The following is an 18,743-nucleotide window of genomic DNA, read 5'->3' on the forward strand; positions in this document are numbered from 1 at the left end:
GCGACAACGCACATGCGGCGCGAAATCGTCGAAATTCCCGAAGCCACAGCGCGCCTGCTCGAAGGTTCCGCCAAGGAACTTGCCGAAACCGGCCAGCACCTCAAGAGCGCGGCGCCGCGCTTCATCACCACCGTGGCACGGGGCTCATCCGACCACGCGGCCTCCTTCCTCAAATACGCCATCGAGCTGACCGCCGGACTTCCCGTCGCGTCCATCGGCCCGTCGATCTCGTCGATCTACGGCGCCAAGCTCAAGCTTGCCGACTCCGCGTGCATCGCCATTTCGCAGTCGGGCAAGAGCCCTGACATCGTTGCCATGGCCGAAGGCGCGCGCGCCGGCGGCGCGCTGACGATTGCGCTGACCAACACTGCCGGCTCGCCGCTGGCGGTCGCATCCGATCACGCCATCGACATCCTTGCCGGCACTGAAAAGAGCGTGGCCGCGACCAAGACATTCGTCAACTCGGCGGTCGCCGGCCTTGCCGTGCTCGGCCACTGGACCGGCGACGACAAGCTGCTTGCAGCACTGGAGGCCCTGCCTGACCATTTCGCCAGGGCGGTCGAATGCGATTGGATGGGCGTCGCGGGTGCGCTCACCGACGACACCAACTCGCTGTTCATCCTCGGCCGTGGCCCGTCGTTTGCCATCGCCAACGAGGCGGCTCTGAAGTTCAAGGAAACCTGCGCCATGCACGCGGAATCCTACAGTGCGGCTGAAGTGATGCACGGCCCGCTGGCGCTGGTGCGGCCGGGCTTCCCGGTGCTGGCGCTTGCCGCCCGCGACGCCTCCGAGCCCTCGATCGCCGAAGCCGCCGACGGGCTTGCCGCGCGTGGTGCAGCGATCCACATCACCTCGGCCCTGGCCAAGAAGGCGCATGTGCTGCCGCATGTCGCGACCGGCCACCCGCTGACCGATCCACTGACGCTGATCGTCTCGTTCTACGGCTTCGTCGAGGCTTTCGCCCGCCATCGCGGCCTCGACCCCGACAGCCCGCCGAACCTCAGGAAAGTGACCGAAACGATATGACCAATCGTTTTGCCATAGGTGCGGCACGCATCTTCGACGGAGAGGCGTGGCATGAAGATGCCGCCCTCATCGTCGCAGAGGGGCTGGTCGAGGGCATCGTCAAGCGCGATGCCATGCCGGCTGGTATTGCGGTAACGGATGGGGGCGGCATTGTTGCCCCCGGCTTCATCGACCTTCAGGTCAATGGCGGCGGTGGGTTGATGCTCAACGACAAGCCCGGTGTCGACACGCTCGATGTCATCTGCAAAGCGCAGATGCCGTTCGGCACCACGGCAGTGCTGCCGACGCTGATCACCGACACGCCTGAAAACACCCGCGCAACGATCGCCGCCGGTGCCGAGGCGGCGAAGAGGAAGCTTCCGGGCTTCCTTGGGCTGCATCTCGAAGGGCCGCATCTGTCGCTCGCCCGCAAGGGCGCGCATGACCCCAAGCTGATCCACAAGATGGACGCGGCGGAGGAGGCAGCCCTGATCGCGGCGCGGCCGACGATGCCGGTGCTGTTGACCACTGTGGCGACGGAATCGGTCACGGCTGCTCAGGTCAAGGCGCTGGCGGACGCCGGCATCGTGGTCAGCCTCGGCCACACCGACACGAGCTACCGCACGGCAAGGCAATATGCCGAGGCGGGTGCCTCGATGGCGACGCACCTGTTCAACGCGATGAGCCAGATCGGCAATCGCGAGCCCGGCCTCGCCGGCGCGGCGGTCGACATTGCAACACTTTCAGCCGGTCTCATCGCCGACGGCATCCATGTCGATCCGGCAACGATGACGATCGCGCTCAGGGCCAAGAACGGCCCGGCGCGCATCTTCCTCGTCACCGACGCCATGGCGACCATCGGCACCGACATGACATCGTTCACGCTGAACGGGCGCACCATCAAGCGCGAGAACGGCCGGCTGACGCTGGAAGACGGCACGCTTGCGGGTGCTGATCTCGACATGATCTCGGCGGTGCGCTTCATGCACGAAAAGATCGGCATGGAGCTCGGCGAAGCGCTGCGCATGGCCTCGCTCTATCCGGCCGAAGCCGTGAAGCAGGATCATCGCCTCGGACGGCTGGCCAAGGGCTATGCGGCGAATGCCGTGCAGTTGACCGAAGCGCTCGACGTGTCGGGCACCTGGATCGACGGCAAGAAGGTGTTTTCGGCTTAGCCTACGGGCGGGGGAAATCCCCCTCTCCGTCACGGCTTCGCCGTGCCACCTCTCCCCCACTGCATGGGGGCGAGGAAACGCCAATCGCCACCAGCTCAGCCGACATGTAGGCCTCGCGGGACGTCAAACGAAGATCGGCGGCCGTCCAGAACTAGGGTCCTCGCCCCCACAAAGTGGGGGAGAGGTGGCACGGCGAAGCCGTGACGGAGAGGGGGACCGCCGCCCCCAACTCTGCGACTCAGATAGCGGCCTTGTCCGCGGCGGCCCTGATCGCCTCGATATTCGCGGCATAGGCCGCAGGCCCGCCCTTGAACACGGCATTGCCGGCGACCAGCACATTGGCGCCGGCGGCGGTGACCAGCGGCGCGGTTTCGGGCGTGACACCGCCGTCGATCTCGATGTCGATCGGGCGGTTGCCAATCATCGCCTTGACGCGCTTGACCTTGTCGATGACGGCCGGGATGAAGGCCTGGCCACCGAAGCCCGGATTGACGGTCATCAAAAGCACCAGGTCGAGCCGGTCGAGCACATATTCGATCACCGATTCAGGCGTCGACGGGTTGAGCGACACGCCGGCCTTCTTGCCGAGGTTCCTGATTGTCTGCAGCGAGCGGTCGAGATGCGGGCCGGCCTCGGCATGGACAGTGATGATGTCGCAGCCGGCGTCGGCGAAGGCAGCAAGGTAAGGGTCGGCTGGCGTGATCATCAGATGGCAATCGAACACCTTGTCGGTGCGGTTGCGGATCGCCTTGATGATTGGCGGGCCAAAGGTGATGTTGGGGACGAAATGCCCGTCCATGACGTCGAGATGGATCCAGTCGGCGCCGGCGGCGACGATCGCCTCGACCTCTTCGCCGAGTTTGGAGAAGTCCGACGACAGCACCGACGGGGCGATAAGGGTCTTGTTGCTCACGTTCAGGCCTTTTTGAAAGCGCGATGTTGCGGCTTGCCTAATATCCGGCGCCGCCAATGTCGAGACGCAAGCCTCGTCGCAGGAGAAAGCTTCACCGCGAATGGTTGCTCAGCCACATCATTCCAAAGTGCGTTCAAATTCCGAAAAACCTTGGAAAATGGCGATTGAAATCGATTACATTTTCTGACTATCATCTGGCGCAGCAGTTTTTGCACCGGGAGGAGTTCATGAAGAAATTTGCAGCATTTGCCCTAACCACCGTCGCGGCGCTGGCCGTGTCGGCGTTCTCGACCCAGGCGGCCGACTTCAAGATCGGCCTGTCCAATGGCTGGGTCGGCTCGGAATGGCGCACGCAGATGATCGAGGAAGCGCAGGCAGCGGCGGCGGCGTGGAAAGACAAGGGCGTCAATGTCGAGGTCGTGGTGCAGAGCGCCAATGTCGACGTGCCCGGCCAGATCGCGCATGTCCGCAACTTCATCAGCGAGGGCGTCAACGCCATCATCATCAACCCGAATAGCCCCACCGCGTTCGATCCGGTCTTCGCCCAGGCCAAGGAAGCTGGCATCCTGGTGATCTCGACCGACGCGGAAGTGTCGTCGCCTGACGCCACCTATGTCGGCATCGACCAGAAGGCATGGGGTGCTGCAGGCGCAAAGTGGCTCGCCGAAACGCTCGGCGGCAAGGGCAATGTCGTTGCCATCAACGGCGTCGCCGGCCACCCGGCCAACGAGATGCGCGTCGCCGGCTACAAGGAAGTGTTCGGCCAGTATCCCGACATCAAGGTCGTCAATGAAGTCAACGCCAACTGGGATCAGGCGCAGGGCCAGCAGGCGATGCAGAACCTGCTTGCCACCAATCCCGACATCAATGGCGTGTGGGTGCAGGACGGCATGGCTGCGGGTGCCTGGAAGTCGATCATCGATGCCAAGAAGCAGTCGTCGATCGCTGCAACCGGTGAGATCCGCAAGGACTTCATCGACCTGTGGACCAAGGACAAGCTGAACTCGGGCGCTTCGGTGAACCCGCCCGGCGTCATGGCATCGGCACTCAACGTCGCCGTGCTGATGCTGCAGGGCAAGGAACTGAAAGAGCCGGCAACGGCTGGCCAGTACAAGAACGCCATGTACCTGCCGATCCCGTTCATCGACTCCAAGAACCTTGCTGACGCGGCGAAGGCGGTCGAAGGCAAGCCGGGTTACTATTCCTACACCAGCCAGCTTTCCATCGCAGACGCCGAAAAGCTGTTCAAGTAAGCTTCTCCCAGGACGGGGGACGCGCGCCTGCTTGCAGGCCCGCGTCCCCGCCGACCGACAAAGCACCGGGAAGCCACCACCATGTCCAAAATTGAGCTCCGCGGCGTAAGCAAGGCTTACGGCGCTACCCTTGCCTTACGCCACGGCGACCTTTCGATCGACGCCGGCGAGGTGCATGTGCTGATCGGCTCGAACGGGTCGGGCAAGAGCACGCTGTGCAAGGTCCTCGCGGGCAGTGTCCGGCCGGATGGCGGCGAGATATTGATCGACGGCAAACCCGTCACCATCACCGGTCCGCGCTCGGCGCGCGACCACGGCATCGGCATCTTCTACCAGGAGCTCAGCCTGGCCGCGCACCGCACGGTGGCGGAAAACATCTGCCTTGCGGACCTGCCCACCACGCGCGCGGGCTTTGTCGACCGCGCAGCGCTGGAGGCCCGCGCCGCACGCTATATCGCCTTGTTCGACAGCGTTTCCGGCGATGGCTTTTCAGCCGACACCACTGTCGAAAACCTGCGCGCCGACCAGCGCCAGCTTGTCGAAATCATGAAGGCGTTGGCCACCGAAGCGCCCGTCATCATCTTCGACGAACCGACCTCGGCGCTCGACCGGGCCCAGGTCGACCGCTTCTTCGAAATCCTGCGCGAGCTGAAGATGCAAGGCCGCAGCATCATCTTCATCTCGCACCGCATGGACGAGATCTTCGCCATCGGCGACCGCGTCACCGTCATCCGCGACGGCGAGACGGTGGGCACCGAAAAGATCACCGAGACCAACCCGGCCGCCGTCATCCGCATGATGGTCGGCGGGCAGGACGAACTTGCCGCCGGCAGTAGCGCACCGCCGGCCGTGGCAGCTCCCGGGCGGCCAAACGTGCTGACGCTTAAAGGGCTTTCCGGCAAGGGCTTCGCCCATGTCGGCTTCGAGGTCGCCAAGGGCGAGATCCTCGGCTTTGGCGGGCTGCATGGCCAGGGCCAGTCGGCGGTGCTGCGCGCCATCTTCGGCGTCAACCCGGTTGCCTCGGGCGAAATCATGCTCAACGGCACGCCCTTTGCGGCCAAGAACCCGCGTGAGGCGATCCGGCGCGGCTGCGCCTATGTCTCGGGCGACCGCGGCCGCGACGGCGTCATTTCTGGCCGGCCGATCCTCGAGAACGTCACCCCGATCCATTATCTCAGGCAGAAGCTTTTCCTTGCCCGCCCCTCGGCACTCGCCGAACGCGTGAAGCCAGCGCTTGAGGCGCTGCACACCAAATTCGGCGGGCTTTCCCACCCGATCAATTCGCTGTCGGGCGGCAACCAGCAGAAGATCGTCATCGCGCGCTGGCTGATCGACCGTCCCGACGTGCTGTTGCTCGACGACCCGACCAAGGGCATCGACCTCTCGGCCAAGGCGGACCTGTTTTCGCTGATCCGCAAGCTTGCCGCCGAAGGACTGGGCATCGTGCTCTATTCCTCCGAGGACGCCGAGCTGCTCAACAACGCCGACCGCATCCTCGTCTTCAATGGCGGCTCGGTGCGGCGCGAACTCACCGGCGCGGATCGCACGCGCTACAATCTCTACCAGGCAGCTTACGAGGCCGCGTGATGACAGCCGCGACCATTTCCCCAAGGCCAGGCGGGCTGAAGCGCCTCGTCGAGCGCTATCCCTTCCTGCCAGCACTGCTGATCGCTTTGGTGCTGCTCGCGCTCAACGGCCTCTACCAGCCGCGCAGCATAAGCTTCATCGGCATCACCGGACTGGTGAAAACCTATCTGGCGCTGATGCTTCTGGCGGTCGCCCAGACCTATGTCGTCTACGCCGGCGACATCGACCTGTCGGTCGGCGCCATCGTGTCGCTGGTCAATGTCGTCATCGTGGTGATGATGGAAAAGATGGGCGGCAGCGGCTTTTCCCTTGTCGCCGCCCTTTGCGTCGGCCTGCTCACCGGGCTCGCCTGTGGCATCGTCAACGGCATCGTCGTCGCCGCACTCAGGCTTCAGGCGATCGTGGCCACATTTGCGACGAGCATCTTCTTCACCGGCCTCGCGCTCTACGTCATGCCGGTGGCGGGCACGCCGGCGCCGGCCGCTTTCTGGCGCACCTATGGCGGCCGTTTCTTTGAAATCCCCTTCGTCTTCTATGCAGCGGTGGTGCTGGCCATCGTGCTCTACCTGCTGGCCCGCACCCGGTTGTCGACACAGCTCCTGGCGGTCGGCGACGACGCGCAGGCCGCGTTCCAGAGCGGCCTGCCGGTGACGAGGATTCGCATCCAGGGCTACGCGCTTTGCGGCCTGTTCGCCGCCCTCGCCGCCTTCTGCATCACCGGCGACACGGCAAGCGGCGACCCGCTCGTCGGCGGCAAGATGACCCTGTTTTCGGTGGCGGCCGTGGTGCTCGGCGGCAGCGCGCTGTCGGGCGGCTTCGGCACTGTCGTCGGCTCGATCATCGGCGCCTTGATCATCGGCCTCATCAACTCGCTCGTCTTCTTCGTCGGCACGCCGTCTGAATGGCAGAACCTGGTGCAGGGCTTCGCCATACTGGTGGCATTGATGGCGGGCGTTCTTCTGGGACGGAGGGCACGCGCATGACCGCCACGACGCAAACGCCCTCGGCACCAGCCCCCTCGCCCGTGCTGACCTTCCTCAAGCGGCCGTTGGTCGTGGCGCTGATCCTGATCGCAGCGTTGCTTGTGCTCGGCGAGGTGCTGTCACCGGGCTTCGCCTCGGCCCAGCAGATCCTTAGGCTTCTGATCGTCGCCGCGCTTCTCGGCATCGTCGCCGCCGGGCAGAACCTCGTCATCCTTGGTGGCCGCGAGGGCATCGACCTGTCGGTCGGCGGGGTGATCTCGCTCAGCGCCATCATCGCCGGCAACGTCATGAACGGTGCCGACAGCGCCATCTTGCCGGCGGTGCTCGCCTGCATGGCGGCGGGTGCTGTGATCGGCCTGTTCAATGGCCTCGGCGTCACGCTCCTGCGCATCCCGCCGCTGGTGATGACGCTCGGCATGCTCGGCGTGCTGCAGGGGCTACTGGTGGTCGTGCGAAACGGCATCCCCTCGGGGCTCGCAGCACCCAGCCTATCGCGCTTTGTGACCCAGCCTTTCCTGCTCGGCCTGCCCGGCATCATCTGGCTGTGGGTGGCGATCGGGCTGTTGATGGCCTTCATGCTCGGCCGCACCGTCTACGGCCACCGCATCTATGCCATCGGTTCGAACGAGCAGGCCGCCCACATGGCCGGCGTGCCGGTCCGGCGCATGCGCATTTCGCTGTTCATGCTGTCAGGCGTCTTCGCATCGATTACCGGTATCTGCCTGCTCGGCTATTCCGGCTCGTCCTTCGCCAATGTTGGCGAGCAATACATGCTGGCCTCGATCATCGCCGTGGTCTTCGGTGGCACGCCGCTGTCGGGCGGCAAGGGCGGCTACACCGGCACCATGGCGGGTGCCGTGCTGCTGGTCATCCTGCAAGGCATCCTGACAACAGTGCATATCGACGAATCCGGACGGCAGATGGTGTTCGGCGCCACGCTTCTGCTGCTGATGCTGTTTTATGGCCGCGGACGGGCGATGCGCGGATGAACGAACGCCCCAAGATCAAGGACATTGCCGAGCGGCTGGGTGTTTCCGCCGCCACCGTTTCGCGCGCACTCTCCGACAGCGGGCTGGTGGCCGAGCCGACGCTGAGCCGTATCCGCGATCTGGCCCGCGAGATGAACTACCGGCCCAATGTCAGCGCGCGAAACCTGCGCACGCAAAAAGCAATGGCGGTGCTGATGGTGGTGCGCGACGTCGGCAACCCGTTCTATCTCGAAATCCTGAAGGGCGTCGAGGCAACCGCGCGGGCCGCCGGCTACTCGGTGCTGATGGGCAATACCGAAAACGATTCCGACCGCGAGGTCGAGTATTTCGACATGCTGCGCGACGGCCATGCCGACGGCATGATCCTGATAACCGGCAAGTTGCCGGAGCGCGAGGGCTTCCTTGCCAGCATCGCCGGCGCCCCCATCGTGGTGGCGCTCGAGGCGATCGAGAACGCCGGCTTCCCGCATGTGCTGATCGACAATGAGGGAGCGGCGCAAAACGCCGTCGAGCACCTGATCGGCCTTGGCCACAAGCGCATAGCCCATATCTCCGGCCCGGTGCCGGAGATCATGAGCATCCATCGCCGCGACGGTTATCGCAAGGCGATGGCCGCTGCCGGCCTGCCGATCGCAGACGGCTACGAACCGGTCGGCGACTATCTGCTGCACACCGGCCAGCGCCTGTGCCAAGGCCTGTTCGAACTGCCGCAGCCACCCACAGCGATCTTCGTTGCCAATGACGAGATGGCCTTCGGCGTGATCCACCAGTTGCGCAAACTCGGGCTCGACGTGCCAGGCGACGTCTCGGTCGTCGGCTTCGACGACCTGTTTCTCAGCGAGGCCTTCTACCCGCCGCTGACCACCGTCAGCCAGCCGCGCACCGAGATCGGCAGGACGGCGATGACCATGCTGCTCGACATGCTGTCGGGCGGGCTTGCGCCACGCCAGCCGGCGACGATGCCGACGACGCTCAAGATACGCGGCACCACCGCGCCGGCACCCAAATGATTTCAGACAACAGACAAGAGGGATCGACAATGACCGGATTGCCCAAACAGCGGCTGCGCGTCGGCTTCATAGGAAGCGGCTTCATCGCGGATTTCCACCTGAAAGGCATGCTGGGCGTGCGCAATGTCGACGTGACAGGCGTGTTCAGCCGCAAGGCCGAAAACCGCGCGCGTTTCGCCAACCGCGTCGCCGAACTCGGGCTTGGCGAATGCACCAGCCACGACAGCCTGGAATCGCTCGTCAACGCCGACAATGTCGACGCGATCTGGATCCTGTCGCCCAACTACACCCGCCTCGACGTCATGCGCACGCTGCATGCCGAGGTGAAGGCCGGGCGCAGCAAGGTCATCGCTGTTGCCTGCGAAAAGCCGCTTGCCCGCACCATCGCCGAAGCGCGCGAAATGCTGCGCCTTGCCGAAGACGCAGGCCTCAACCATGGTTATCTCGAAAACCAGGTGTTCTGCACGCCGGTCATTCGCGGCAAGGACATCATCTGGCGCCGTGCCGCCTCGGCGACCGGGCGGCCTTATCTGGCGCGCGCGGCCGAAGAGCATTCGGGCCCGCACGAGCCGTGGTTCTGGCAGGGCGACAAGCAGGGCGGCGGCGTCTTGTCCGACATGATGTGCCACAGCGTCGAGGTGGCCCGGCACCTTTTGACCAAGCCGGGTGCCGCGCGCAAGTCGCTCACCGTCAAGCAGGTCAGCGGCACTGTCGCCAACCTCAAATGGACGCGGCCCAACTATGCCGACCAGCTCCGCAAGCGCTTCGGCAACGATGTCGACTACCGCAACCGGCCGTCGGAAGATTTCGCCCGTGGCACCATCCTGCTCGAGGACGAGGAAGGCAACGAACTGGTCATCGAGGCGACGACCTCATGGGCCTATGTCGGGGCCGGCCTGCGCATCCAGCTCGAACTGCTCGGGCCCGAATATGCGATGGAGTTCAACTCGCTCAACACCGGGCTCAAGATCTTCATGTCGCGTGAGGTCAAGGGCGAGGAAGGCGAGGATCTTGTCGAAAAGCAGAACGCCGAGCAGGGCCTGATGCCGGTGCTGGAAGACGAGGCCGGCGTCTATGGCTACACCGACGAGAACCGCCACATGGTCGAGTGCTTCCGCAAGGGCGAAACACCAATGGAAACCTTCCATGACGGCCTCGCCGTGGTCGAGATCCTGATGGGGCTGTACCGCTCCGCCGAGATCAGCGGCTCGGTCAGCTTCCCCGCGCCGGAACTCGAAAACTACGTGCCGGTGGTGGCGCGCACCGGCGCCTGACCAGAAAATCCAGCGGCCGGATCATGGAGCGCCGCTCCGGTCCGCTGGCGACGGGCAAGGCCACTGATTTCGGTGACCTTGCCTGCACCGCGAGACACGTTTGGCAGGGTCGTCAAACCGGTCGAAACACGTTATGATTTGGCATGGTGAAGGTCGCGGTTTGGCGTGACCACTCATGCCGAGCGCGAGCCGCGACCCACCCCAAGGAGGAGTGGTCATGGCAAGTTTCCACGTGTACGCAGGCGCCACCAATACGGTCGAGCATCCCGCCATCCGCCTCATAACGGTCGCTGATGTGTTTGACGCTCTGCGCCGGGGCTTGGACGACTTTTGGGAAAAGCCGTCGCATTACGTTTTCCTGTGCCTGCTCTACCCGATCGTCGGGGTGTTTCTGATCACATGGACTTCGGGCGGCAACGCCCTGCAACTCATTTTCCCGCTGATGTCGGGCTTTGCCTTGCTCGGCCCCTTCTTCGGAATCGGCCTCTACGAGATCAGCCGAAGGCGCGAGCAAAACCTCGACACGTCCTGGAGGCATGCCTTCGATGTCAGGCATTCGCCGGCCATTCCTGCGATGGTGGTCATCGGCATCATGCTGCTGGCGCTTTTCGTCGCCTGGCTCCTGGTGGCTCAGGTGCTCTACACTTCGCTTTACGGGCCGGACGCCCCGCAGTCGATGGCATCGTTCTTCGGCGATCTCTTCACCACCCGGCGCGGCTGGACGCTGATTATCCTCGGCAATCTGATCGGATTCCTGTTCGCCCTGGCGGTGCTCTGCACCACTGTCGTCGCCTTTCCACTGCTGCTCGACTGCGATGTCGGTGTCTATGCCGCGATCGAGACCTCGGTACGGGCGGTGCTGAGCAATCCGGTGCCGATGCTGCTGTGGGGCCTGATCGTCGCGGTCGCGCTGCTGATCGGGTCGCTGCCGCTGCTGGCGGGCCTCGCCGTCGTCATCCCGGTGCTCGGCCACGCGACGTGGCACCTCTATCGCAAGGTCGTGGAAGTCCCGGCCCGCAAGAAGACGCCCCTGCCAGCTTCTCCCATTAAAGGGGACGACAAACGATTCCCATATTGGCTTCGCTGGTAGTCGAGCCGAACGTTGGAGATAAGCTCGGACGGTTGGTTTCCGCCCTCACCCGGCTGCCGCCACGCTAGTGCAGCTGACGGCCCGGCGTCTCCGCACTGGTAGATGTCCGCACCGGCGAAGGTGCGGAAAGCCGGTCGAGATGCATGCGGATATGGGCGGCTTCGGCGGCCGTGTTGGCAAGGGCAATCGCCCGGTCGAAGGCTTCGCGCGCCTCATCAGTGCGGCCAAGCTGCATCAACAGCCCGCCTTTGACGCCGAAGAAGTGGAAATAGCCCGCAAGCTTGGGCGCCAGCGGCTCGATCAGCTTGAGGGCTGCTTCCGGCCCGCGCAGCTTGGCATAAGCGACAGCGCGGTTGAGGGTGACGACAGGCGATGGCGTCATCGATTCCAGCACCGAATAGAGCAGGTCGATCTCGGCCCAGTCGGTATCCTCGGGACGGGCGGCGCGGGCGTGCAGCGCGGCGATCGCCGCCTGGATCTGGTACGGGCCGGAACGGCGATGGCGCATCGCCTTGTCGATCAGCGCCAGGCCTTCCGAGATCAGCGCCTGGTTCCACAAGGTGCGGTCCTGGTCCTCCATCAGCACCAATTCGCCTTCGGCATTGAAGCGGGCGGCGGCGCGGGCGTGCTGGAGAAGCAGCAGCGCCGTCAGCCCCATCACCTCGGGCTCGGTCTGGAACAGGCGCAGCAACAGCCGCGCCAGCCTGATCGCCTCTTCGCACAAGGGCGCGCGGTTGGCGATTTCGGTCGCACCCGCCGAATAGCCCTCATTGAAGACGAGATAGACCATCGCCAGCACGGCGGCGACGCGTTCGGAGCGCTCGACCGGGCCAGGTGCTTCAAACGGCACCTCGGCGTTGGCGATGCGTGCCTTGGCGCGGGTGATGCGCTGTTCCATGGCGCTTTCGCCGACGAGAAAGGCGCGCGCGATCTGCTTGACCGACAGGCCCGAGACGATGCGCAAGGCGAGCGCCACCTGCTGGGTCGCAGGCAGGTCGGGATGGCAGCAGATGAACAGCAGGCGCAGGATATCGTCGCGGTAATGCTGGCCGTCGAGACGCTCGGCGATACCCGCCTCGACGTCCTCGAGGTCCGAAACCAACTCTTCGGCCGGCAACGGCGCCTGCTTGGAGCGGCGGCGAGCAGCGTCGATGCCGGAGTTGCGGCCGACAAAGATCAGCCAGGCGGCCGGATCACGCGGCGGACCCTTTTCAGGCCAGCTGCGCAGCGCGCGCAGGCAGGCCTCCTGGAACGCTTCTTCCGCCGTATCGAGATCGCGGAAGTAGCGCAGCAGGGCCGCCACGGCCTGGGGCCGGGCGGAGGAAAGGGCCGTGTTGATCCAGGCCGGGTCGGTCATCTCGCCTCTTTTCCGGGGAAAAACGCGCCGATCGGGCGCAATTCATATGAACCGATGCCGGGATTGGCGTCCGCCAGGTCCTTGGCGACATCGACGGCATCGTCGAGCGTCTCGCAGTCGACGACGTAGAAGCCGAGAAGCTGTTCCTTGGTCTCGGCGAAGGGACCGTCGATGATCAGCGGCTCGTCCTTGGCCTTGCGCAAGGTCGTGGCCGCAGTCGTCGGCATCAGCCGCGCGACAGGGCCGAGCCGGCCCTGGTCGCGGAGCTTGCCTGTGACCACCTGGAGGCGCGCCATGACCTCGTCGTCCTGCTCCTTGGACCAGGCGCAGACGACGTCTTCGTTGTTGTAGCAAAGGATGGCGTAGAGCATCTTTTCAGTTCCTTCATGACTAGGACGCGCGAGTATGAGCGATTCCGACATGGCGTCGGCAATTTTTTTGCCGTCAGGGAAGACCAATGCCTTCGGCCGTCGTGACGGCTTGTACAAAACCAGGAGAGGTGCAGATATGGCGTCGGTCTGGCGCGTGCAAGGCGCCTGAAAAGTTGGAGGATAAGCGATGAAAAACGCCGAAATCTCACAGCGCAAGATGCAGACCATCGCACGCGGCGTCGGCATGACGACGCAGGTCTACGCCGACCGCGCCGAAAACTCCGAGATCTGGGATGTCGAGGGCCGGCGCTACATCGATTTCTCCTCTGGCATCGCGGTCGTCAACACCGGCCACCGCCATCCCCGCGTCATCGAGGCGGTGAAAGCCCAGCTCGACCGTTTCACCCACACCTGCCACCAGGTCGTGCCTTACGAGAGCTATGTCCACCTCGGCGAGCGGCTCAACGCCATCGCGCCGATGAAGGGCGACAAGCGCACGATCTTCGTCACCACGGGTGCCGAAGCGGTCGAAAACGCGGTCAAGATCGCCCGCAGCGCCACCGGCCGCCAGGCGGTGATCGCCTTTGCCGGCGGCTTCCACGGCCGCACCTTCATGGGCATGGCGCTGACCGGCAAGGTGCAGCCCTACAAGGCCGGCTTCGGCGCGATGCCGGGCGACGTCTTCCACGCGCCCTTCCCGGTGCCGCTGCATGGTGTCAGCACCGCCGATGCGCTGGCGGCCCTCGACCGGCTGTTCAAGGCCGATGTCGATCCCGCACGTGTCGCTGCCATCATCATCGAACCGGTGCAGGGCGAAGGCGGCTTCTACGAGGTCCCGCGTGATTTCATGGTAGCCCTGCGCAGGATCTGCGACCAGCACGGCATGCTGCTTATCGCCGACGAGGTCCAGACCGGCTTTGCCCGCACCGGCAAGATGTTCGCCATGGACCACCATGACGTCGCACCCGATTTGATGACCATGGCCAAGAGCCTCGCCGGAGGTTTTCCGCTCGCGGCGGTGACCGGCCGCGCCGAGATCATGGATGCGCCCGCCCCCGGCGGGCTCGGCGGCACCTATGGCGGCAGCCCGATCGGTGTCGCCGCGGCCCATGCCGTTCTCGACGTCATCGAGGACGAAAACCTGTGCGACCGCGCCAACCAGCTCGGCGCCCGGCTCAAGCAGCGGCTGGAATCGCTGCGCGACGACGTGCCCGAGATCGTCGACATCCGCGGCCCCGGCTTCATGAACGCGGTCGAGTTCAACGACGTGAAGAAGGGCACGCCCTCGGCCGAATTCGCCAATGCGGTGCGGCTCAAGGCACTGGAAAAGGGCCTGATCCTGTTGACCTGCGGCGTCTACGGCAACGTCATCCGCTTCCTGGCGCCGATCACCATCCAGGACGACGTCATGACCGAAGCGCTCGATATCCTGGAAGCCGCGATCCGCGACAGCCGGACCATCGCCGTTTAGGCTGGCGGCAGCGCGGCGAGCGCCGCCTTCAGCGCCTCGGCACCGCCGGCGACCTGCTCCGCCGTCGGCGAGAAGCCGAGGCCCAGCATCTTGCGGCCGAGCATATGGTCGGCCGGGCGGTTGACGGATTCGATGGCGACGAGCCTGTCGCCAATGAAATGGAACACAGCAAAGCGGTTTTCGGCTGGCTCACCGGATAGAATCTGGCGGTCGCTGCCTGATGTCAGGCCGACCATCTGCAGCTTCATGTCGCCGATGTCGGACCAGAACCACGGCACGGCACCGTAGCTGCCGTCATGGCCAATGATGGTGCGGGCGGCAAGCTTGGCCTGGTCGGTGGCATTTTGCACCGACTCCAGCCGCACGTCGCCGCCGGTCTGCCAGTGGCGGTAGCTGGCGTTGTCGCCGATAGCGAGGATTTCAGGCACCGAGCTGCGCATCGCCTGGTCGACGCGGATGCCGTTGGCGATGGTCAGCCCCGCCGTCTCGGCAAGCTCGACATTGGGCACGACGCCGATGCCGACGATGACCATCCTGGCCGGCAATCTTTCGCCCGCCGACGTCAGCACGCCAGCGACATGGCCGCCCTCGCCCTCGATACGCTCGATGGTGGTCTTGAGCAGGATGCGGATGCCCGAGGCGGCCAGACGCTGGCGCACATGCTCGGCAATGAGCGGCGCAACCGCGCGGCCCAACAGCCGGTCGAGCGCCTCGACAACGGTGACGCGACGGCCGCCGGCGGCCAAAGTGGCTGCGATCTCAAGGCCGATGAAGCCGCCGCCGATGACGACCACGTCTTCGCACGCAGCACTATGGTCGCGGATCAGCCTAGCGTCGGCGACAGAGCGCAGCGACAGAACGCCGGCAAGATCGGCACCCGGCAGCGGCAGGATGCGCGGGCGCGAGCCGGTGGCAAGGATCAGATGGTCATAAGCAAGGTTGCCGCCGCCTGCGAGCTCAAGCCGGCGCGCACCGACATCGACGCGCTCGACAAGGGTTCCGGGGCGCCGTTCGATGGCATGGCCGGTGTAGAAGGTTTCGCCGCGCAAGGGCTGCGGCTGGGCGGCGGCATCCTTGATGAAGGTCTTGGACAGCGGCGGCTTGTGATAGGGCAGTTCCTGCTCGTCGCCGACAAGCAGGACGGGACCGTCATAGCCCTCTTCGCGCAGACTGGCGGCCGCTTGCACACCGGCATGGCCTGCACCGACTATAACGACACCGTTCTTCATGCCCGCCTCGCTGTTGGGGAGTTACCGGGGAAATGGCCGTTGGCCCACCCGGCCACAAGGGCCAAGGTCGGATTTTTGGGTGACAGTCTGGTACCGGCCTGTCAAGCGCGTCCAGCCGTATTTGGCTGACGCGCGGCGAGAAGACCAGCCGCTACGCGTTGTCGCAGGTGATGCGCACCGAAACGTCACGAGGGCGGATACGTATCTCGACAAATCAAGGAGTTGGCGGCTTCCCCTCCGCCATAAACTGGACAATCTCAGTTTAGAATTATTCTAAACTATTGATCCCGCTACGTTTTTCGCTGACAGCGCGTTGACTTTTGCCACCACAACGCTTTTATGAGGCCGTGCTTTACAGCGCCTGTCTTTGATGTCTGGGCCTTTAACCCTTTCGATTGGAGCCTATCGGGTGCCTGCCTTCGTCGAACCGCGCCACTGCGCGGGTACCTGCAGCATGGTCGCGCTGCGCCCAAATTGGGCCTCGAACCACGCGCATGTCCGAAGCCGGGCCAACCCTAAGCTTTCACTCGAATCCATGCCGCCGATGCAGCAAATGGCTGACGGCACACGATTTTTCGGCGCGGTCCCGCGCCATCTGGTTCACTGAGGAGAGACCATGCCTGCATCCATCTCGCGCAACCGGCACTACGGCAGGCTTGCCGCCATTGCGGCAACGACCGCGCTGACAGCCGCGATCTTCGTGCTGCCGGCCAAGGCCGGGACCGACGCCAAGGCAGTTCTCACCACCTACTCCGACATCGCGCTCGCCAAGTATGAGGACTCGCTGACCACAGCCAAGGCACTCGACGTCGCGGTCGAGGCGTTGATCGCCAAGCCATCGGCGGAAACGCTCACAGCGGCGCGCGAAGCCTGGAAGGCTTCCCGCATCCCCTACCAGCAGACCGAAGTCTACCGCTTCGGCAATGCCATCGTCGACGATTGGGAAGGCCGCGTGAACGCCTGGCCGCTCGACGAAGGCCTGATCGACTATGTCGACAAGAGCTATGGCACCGAATCCGACGAGAACACCCTCTACACGGCCAATGTGATCGCCAACCCGTCGATCGCCATCAACGGCCAAAAGGCCGACGCCTCCAAGATCACCCCTGAATTCCTGTCCGGCACCTTGCAGGAGGCAGGCGGCATCGAGGCCAATGTCGCCACCGGCTACCATGCCATCGAGTTCCTGCTCTGGGGCCAGGACCTCAACGGCACCGGCCCTGGTGCCGGCAATCGCCCCTATACCGACTACGACACCGCCAACTGCACCGGCGGCAATTGCGACCGTCGCGGCCAGTACCTCAACGCTGCTTCCGACCTGCTGGTTGCCGATCTCGAAGAGATGGTCGGCAACTGGAAAGCCGACGGCGCGGCCCGCAAGGCGCTGCTCGATGGCGAGACCAACACCGGCATCTCTGCGATCCTCACCGGCATGGGCTCGCTGTCTTATGGCGAACTCGCCGGACAGCGCATGAAGCTCGGCCTGCTGATCCACGATCCGGAAGAGGAGCACGACTGCTTCTCCGACAACACCCACATCTCGCATCTCTACGACGCGATCGGCATCCGCAACGCCTATCACGGCAGCTACAAGCGCATCGACGGTTCGACAATCGAAGGCCCGTCGGTGTCGGATATGGTCAAGGGAACGGACGCGGCCCTCGACACCGAGCTGTCGGGCAAGCTCGACACGACCGTCGCCAAGATGGAGGCGATCGCAGCCCGCGCCGCCGCTGGCGAGGCCTATGACCAGCAGATCGGCGAGGGCAATGTCGAAGGCAACGCCACCGTCCAGGCCGCCATCGACGCGCTTGTCGACCAGACCAAGTCGATCGAGCGTGCGGTTGCCGCCCTCAAGCTCGACGCGATCGCCTTCGAGGGTTCGGACAGCCTCGATTCCCCCGACAAGGTCTTCCAGTGAGCCTTGACCGCACCTAGATAATTTCAGCCAAGCGGCGCGCCGGAAACGCGCCGCCAGCCATCCCTAGAGCCCGTTATGCTGATCTGCCATTGCAACCTGATCACCCAAAAGGAGATCGAAGATACGATCATAGAACTCCTGGACAAGGATCCCTGGTGCCTGATCGTGCCAGCTAAGGTCTATCACACGCTGCAAAAGCGCGGGCGCTGTTGCGGCTGCTTCCCAAATGTGGTCGAAACGATCATTCGGGTAACCGAAGCCTATCACGCTCGTTCGGAGGCGAGCGGGGTCGATATCGTTTCACACATGGACCGTGTGAAAGAGTTGCGGATCCAATTCGGGAGCAGGATCAATGAAGGGCGAAAAACAGGTCATCGAGCGGCTTAATGAGGCGCTTTTCCTCGAACTCGGCGCGGTCAACCAATATTGGGTGCACTTCCGCCTGCTTGAGGACTGGGGCTACGGCAAGCTGGCCAAGAAGGAACGTGCGGAATCGATCGAGGAAATGCACCACGCCGACAAGCTTGTGGCGCGCATCATCTTCCTCGAAGGCCATCCAAATCTGCAGTCGCTGGCCCCTCTGCGCATCGGCCAGAACGTCAAGGAAGTGCTCGAAAGCGATCTCGCCGGCGAGTACGACGCGCGCACTTCCTACAAGAAATCCCGGGACATCTGCTCCCAGCACGGCGACTACGTATCCATGAAGCTCTTCGAGGAGCTGCTTGCCGACGAGGAAGGTCACATCGACTTCCTCGAGACGCAGCTGCAGCTGCTCGCGGAGATCGGCGAAGAGAAGTACGGCCAGCTCAACGCCGAGACCGCTGACAAGGCCGAATAGGACATGCCGGAATGCGGCGCACTTTTCTGACTACGCGCCGCATGCCAGCGGGTGCGCCCGCCCTCGACATCCCGGCCATTGGCTCTGAAGGCACCCCCACCCCTAACCCCTCCCCACAAGGGGGAGGGGGATACGCGCACGACCATTTTGGCCAAAATCATCAAGGTTTGGCGCTGGATGGTAGCGCCGCAAAGTCCCCCTCCCCCTTGTGGGGAGGGGCTAGGGGTGGGGGTCCCCGACCGGCGACGAGCCAGCGCAGCACCAAGGCGCTATGGGG

The 18,743-nt window shown here is 64.4% G+C and carries 17 protein-coding genes; 13 read left to right on the forward strand and 4 right to left on the reverse strand.

What is annotated here, in order from left to right:
- The first annotated feature begins 12 nt into the window (after positions 1-12).
- Positions 13-1,026 (forward strand): SIS domain-containing protein, encoded by a 1,014-nt coding sequence (locus AC1RTB_RS07305; protein WP_492876361.1) that lies wholly within the window; start codon positions 13-15, stop codon positions 1,024-1,026.
- Positions 1,023-2,180 carry an N-acetylglucosamine-6-phosphate deacetylase gene (gene nagA, locus AC1RTB_RS07310; RefSeq protein ID WP_492876091.1) on the forward strand — a complete coding sequence of 386 codons (1,158 nt, stop codon included), beginning with the start codon at positions 1,023-1,025 and terminating at the stop codon, positions 2,178-2,180. The genes AC1RTB_RS07305 and nagA overlap by 4 nt, the downstream gene beginning before the upstream one ends.
- A 238-nt stretch (positions 2,181-2,418) precedes the next feature.
- Here the strand turns inward: nagA and rpe are convergent, their stop codons facing one another.
- Complete coding sequence (rpe, locus tag AC1RTB_RS07315; RefSeq protein WP_492876093.1) at positions 2,419-3,093, reverse strand: ribulose-phosphate 3-epimerase; 675 nt, start codon at positions 3,091-3,093, stop codon at positions 2,419-2,421.
- 227 nt (positions 3,094-3,320) lie between these two features.
- Here rpe and AC1RTB_RS07320 point away from each other — a divergent pair, with 227 nt between their 5' ends.
- The 7 genes from AC1RTB_RS07320 to AC1RTB_RS07350 all read left to right on the forward strand — a co-directional run bounded on the left by AC1RTB_RS07320 (position 3,321) and on the right by AC1RTB_RS07350 (position 11,279).
- Positions 3,321-4,346 (forward strand): ABC transporter substrate-binding protein, encoded by a 1,026-nt coding sequence (locus tag AC1RTB_RS07320; protein WP_492876094.1) that lies wholly within the window; start codon positions 3,321-3,323, stop codon positions 4,344-4,346.
- Between the two features lie 81 nt (positions 4,347-4,427).
- On the forward strand, positions 4,428-5,933 hold the full coding sequence (locus tag AC1RTB_RS07325; protein ID WP_492876096.1) for a sugar ABC transporter ATP-binding protein: 1,506 nt from the start codon (positions 4,428-4,430) through the stop codon (positions 5,931-5,933).
- Positions 5,933-6,916: an ABC transporter permease gene (locus AC1RTB_RS07330; RefSeq protein ID WP_492876097.1), complete on the forward strand. Its 984-nt coding sequence runs from the start codon at positions 5,933-5,935 to the stop codon at positions 6,914-6,916. Before AC1RTB_RS07325 ends, AC1RTB_RS07330 begins: the two co-directional genes overlap by 1 nt.
- A complete protein-coding gene (locus AC1RTB_RS07335; RefSeq protein WP_492876099.1) occupies positions 6,913-7,905 on the forward strand; it encodes an ABC transporter permease in 993 nt (330 codons plus the stop codon). The genes AC1RTB_RS07330 and AC1RTB_RS07335 overlap by 4 nt, the downstream gene beginning before the upstream one ends.
- Complete coding sequence (locus tag AC1RTB_RS07340; protein ID WP_492876101.1) at positions 7,902-8,915, forward strand: LacI family DNA-binding transcriptional regulator; 1,014 nt, start codon at positions 7,902-7,904, stop codon at positions 8,913-8,915. Before AC1RTB_RS07335 ends, AC1RTB_RS07340 begins: the two co-directional genes overlap by 4 nt.
- Positions 8,916-8,944: 29 nt before the next feature.
- Positions 8,945-10,189, forward strand: coding sequence for a Gfo/Idh/MocA family protein (locus AC1RTB_RS07345; protein WP_492876102.1), 1,245 nt, complete (start codon positions 8,945-8,947; stop codon positions 10,187-10,189).
- 217 nt (positions 10,190-10,406) lie between these two features.
- The gene (locus AC1RTB_RS07350; protein ID WP_492876104.1) at positions 10,407-11,279 is read left to right on the forward strand and encodes a DUF2189 domain-containing protein; all 873 of its coding nucleotides are present in this window, start codon (positions 10,407-10,409) and stop codon (positions 11,277-11,279) included.
- A 64-nt stretch (positions 11,280-11,343) separates the two neighbouring features.
- Here AC1RTB_RS07350 and AC1RTB_RS07355 read toward each other — a convergent pair whose 3' ends face one another.
- Both AC1RTB_RS07355 and AC1RTB_RS07360 read right to left on the reverse strand, forming a co-directional pair.
- Entirely contained in the window at positions 11,344-12,636 is a 1,293-nt protein-coding gene (locus tag AC1RTB_RS07355) for an RNA polymerase sigma factor (protein ID WP_492876106.1), read from the reverse strand.
- On the reverse strand, positions 12,633-13,007 hold the full coding sequence (locus AC1RTB_RS07360; RefSeq protein ID WP_492876108.1) for a YciI family protein: 375 nt from the start codon (positions 13,005-13,007) through the stop codon (positions 12,633-12,635). Before AC1RTB_RS07360 ends, AC1RTB_RS07355 begins: the two co-directional genes overlap by 4 nt.
- Before the next feature lie 187 nt (positions 13,008-13,194).
- Here AC1RTB_RS07360 and AC1RTB_RS07365 point away from each other — a divergent pair, with 187 nt between their 5' ends.
- A complete protein-coding gene (locus AC1RTB_RS07365; protein WP_492876112.1) occupies positions 13,195-14,478 on the forward strand; it encodes a 4-aminobutyrate--2-oxoglutarate transaminase in 1,284 nt (427 codons plus the stop codon).
- On the opposite strand, the gene AC1RTB_RS07370 is transcribed toward AC1RTB_RS07365, so the two are convergent.
- Positions 14,475-15,707, reverse strand: a complete 1,233-nt coding sequence (locus AC1RTB_RS07370) for an NAD(P)/FAD-dependent oxidoreductase (protein ID WP_492876114.1) — start codon at positions 15,705-15,707, stop codon at positions 14,475-14,477. The genes AC1RTB_RS07365 and AC1RTB_RS07370 overlap by 4 nt on opposite strands.
- A 616-nt stretch (positions 15,708-16,323) precedes the next feature.
- Here AC1RTB_RS07370 and AC1RTB_RS07375 point away from each other — a divergent pair.
- The 3 genes from AC1RTB_RS07375 (at position 16,324) to bfr (ending at position 18,466) form a co-directional block, all read left to right on the forward strand.
- A complete protein-coding gene (locus tag AC1RTB_RS07375) occupies positions 16,324-17,628 on the forward strand; it encodes an imelysin family protein (RefSeq protein ID WP_492876116.1) in 1,305 nt (434 codons plus the stop codon).
- Between the two features lie 75 nt (positions 17,629-17,703).
- Positions 17,704-18,015: a (2Fe-2S)-binding protein gene (locus AC1RTB_RS07380; protein WP_492876118.1), complete on the forward strand. Its 312-nt coding sequence runs from the start codon at positions 17,704-17,706 to the stop codon at positions 18,013-18,015.
- Positions 17,981-18,466: a bacterioferritin gene (gene bfr / locus AC1RTB_RS07385; RefSeq protein ID WP_476781712.1), complete on the forward strand. Its 486-nt coding sequence runs from the start codon at positions 17,981-17,983 to the stop codon at positions 18,464-18,466. The genes AC1RTB_RS07380 and bfr overlap by 35 nt, the downstream gene beginning before the upstream one ends.
- Positions 18,467-18,743: the final 277 nt, after the last annotated feature.

It is taken from the genome of Aminobacter sp. GW821-FHT11F06 (genome assembly GCF_058808215.1).

Bases quoted from the DNA above. Each gene is read 5' to 3' on its own strand.
- AC1RTB_RS07305 (WP_492876361.1), top strand. From the start codon at position 13: ATGCGGCGCGAAATCGTCGAAATTCCCGAAGCCACAGCGCGCCTGCTC.
- nagA (WP_492876091.1), top strand. From the start codon at position 1,023: ATGACCAATCGTTTTGCCATAGGTGCGGCACGCATCTTCGACGGAGAG.
- AC1RTB_RS07320 (WP_492876094.1), top strand. From the start codon at position 3,321: ATGAAGAAATTTGCAGCATTTGCCCTAACCACCGTCGCGGCGCTGGCC.
- AC1RTB_RS07325 (WP_492876096.1), top strand. From the start codon at position 4,428: ATGTCCAAAATTGAGCTCCGCGGCGTAAGCAAGGCTTACGGCGCTACC.
- AC1RTB_RS07330 (WP_492876097.1), top strand. From the start codon at position 5,933: ATGACAGCCGCGACCATTTCCCCAAGGCCAGGCGGGCTGAAGCGCCTC.
- AC1RTB_RS07335 (WP_492876099.1), top strand. From the start codon at position 6,913: ATGACCGCCACGACGCAAACGCCCTCGGCACCAGCCCCCTCGCCCGTG.
- AC1RTB_RS07340 (WP_492876101.1), top strand. From the start codon at position 7,902: ATGAACGAACGCCCCAAGATCAAGGACATTGCCGAGCGGCTGGGTGTT.
- AC1RTB_RS07345 (WP_492876102.1), top strand. From the start codon at position 8,945: ATGACCGGATTGCCCAAACAGCGGCTGCGCGTCGGCTTCATAGGAAGC.
- AC1RTB_RS07350 (WP_492876104.1), top strand. From the start codon at position 10,407: ATGGCAAGTTTCCACGTGTACGCAGGCGCCACCAATACGGTCGAGCAT.
- AC1RTB_RS07355 (WP_492876106.1), bottom strand. From the start codon at position 12,636: ATGACCGACCCGGCCTGGATCAACACGGCCCTTTCCTCCGCCCGGCCC.
- AC1RTB_RS07360 (WP_492876108.1), bottom strand. From the start codon at position 13,007: ATGCTCTACGCCATCCTTTGCTACAACAACGAAGACGTCGTCTGCGCC.
- AC1RTB_RS07365 (WP_492876112.1), top strand. From the start codon at position 13,195: ATGAAAAACGCCGAAATCTCACAGCGCAAGATGCAGACCATCGCACGC.
- AC1RTB_RS07370 (WP_492876114.1), bottom strand. From the start codon at position 15,707: ATGAAGAACGGTGTCGTTATAGTCGGTGCAGGCCATGCCGGTGTGCAA.
- AC1RTB_RS07375 (WP_492876116.1), top strand. From the start codon at position 16,324: ATGCCTGCATCCATCTCGCGCAACCGGCACTACGGCAGGCTTGCCGCC.
- AC1RTB_RS07380 (WP_492876118.1), top strand. From the start codon at position 17,704: ATGCTGATCTGCCATTGCAACCTGATCACCCAAAAGGAGATCGAAGAT.
- bfr (WP_476781712.1), top strand. From the start codon at position 17,981: ATGAAGGGCGAAAAACAGGTCATCGAGCGGCTTAATGAGGCGCTTTTC.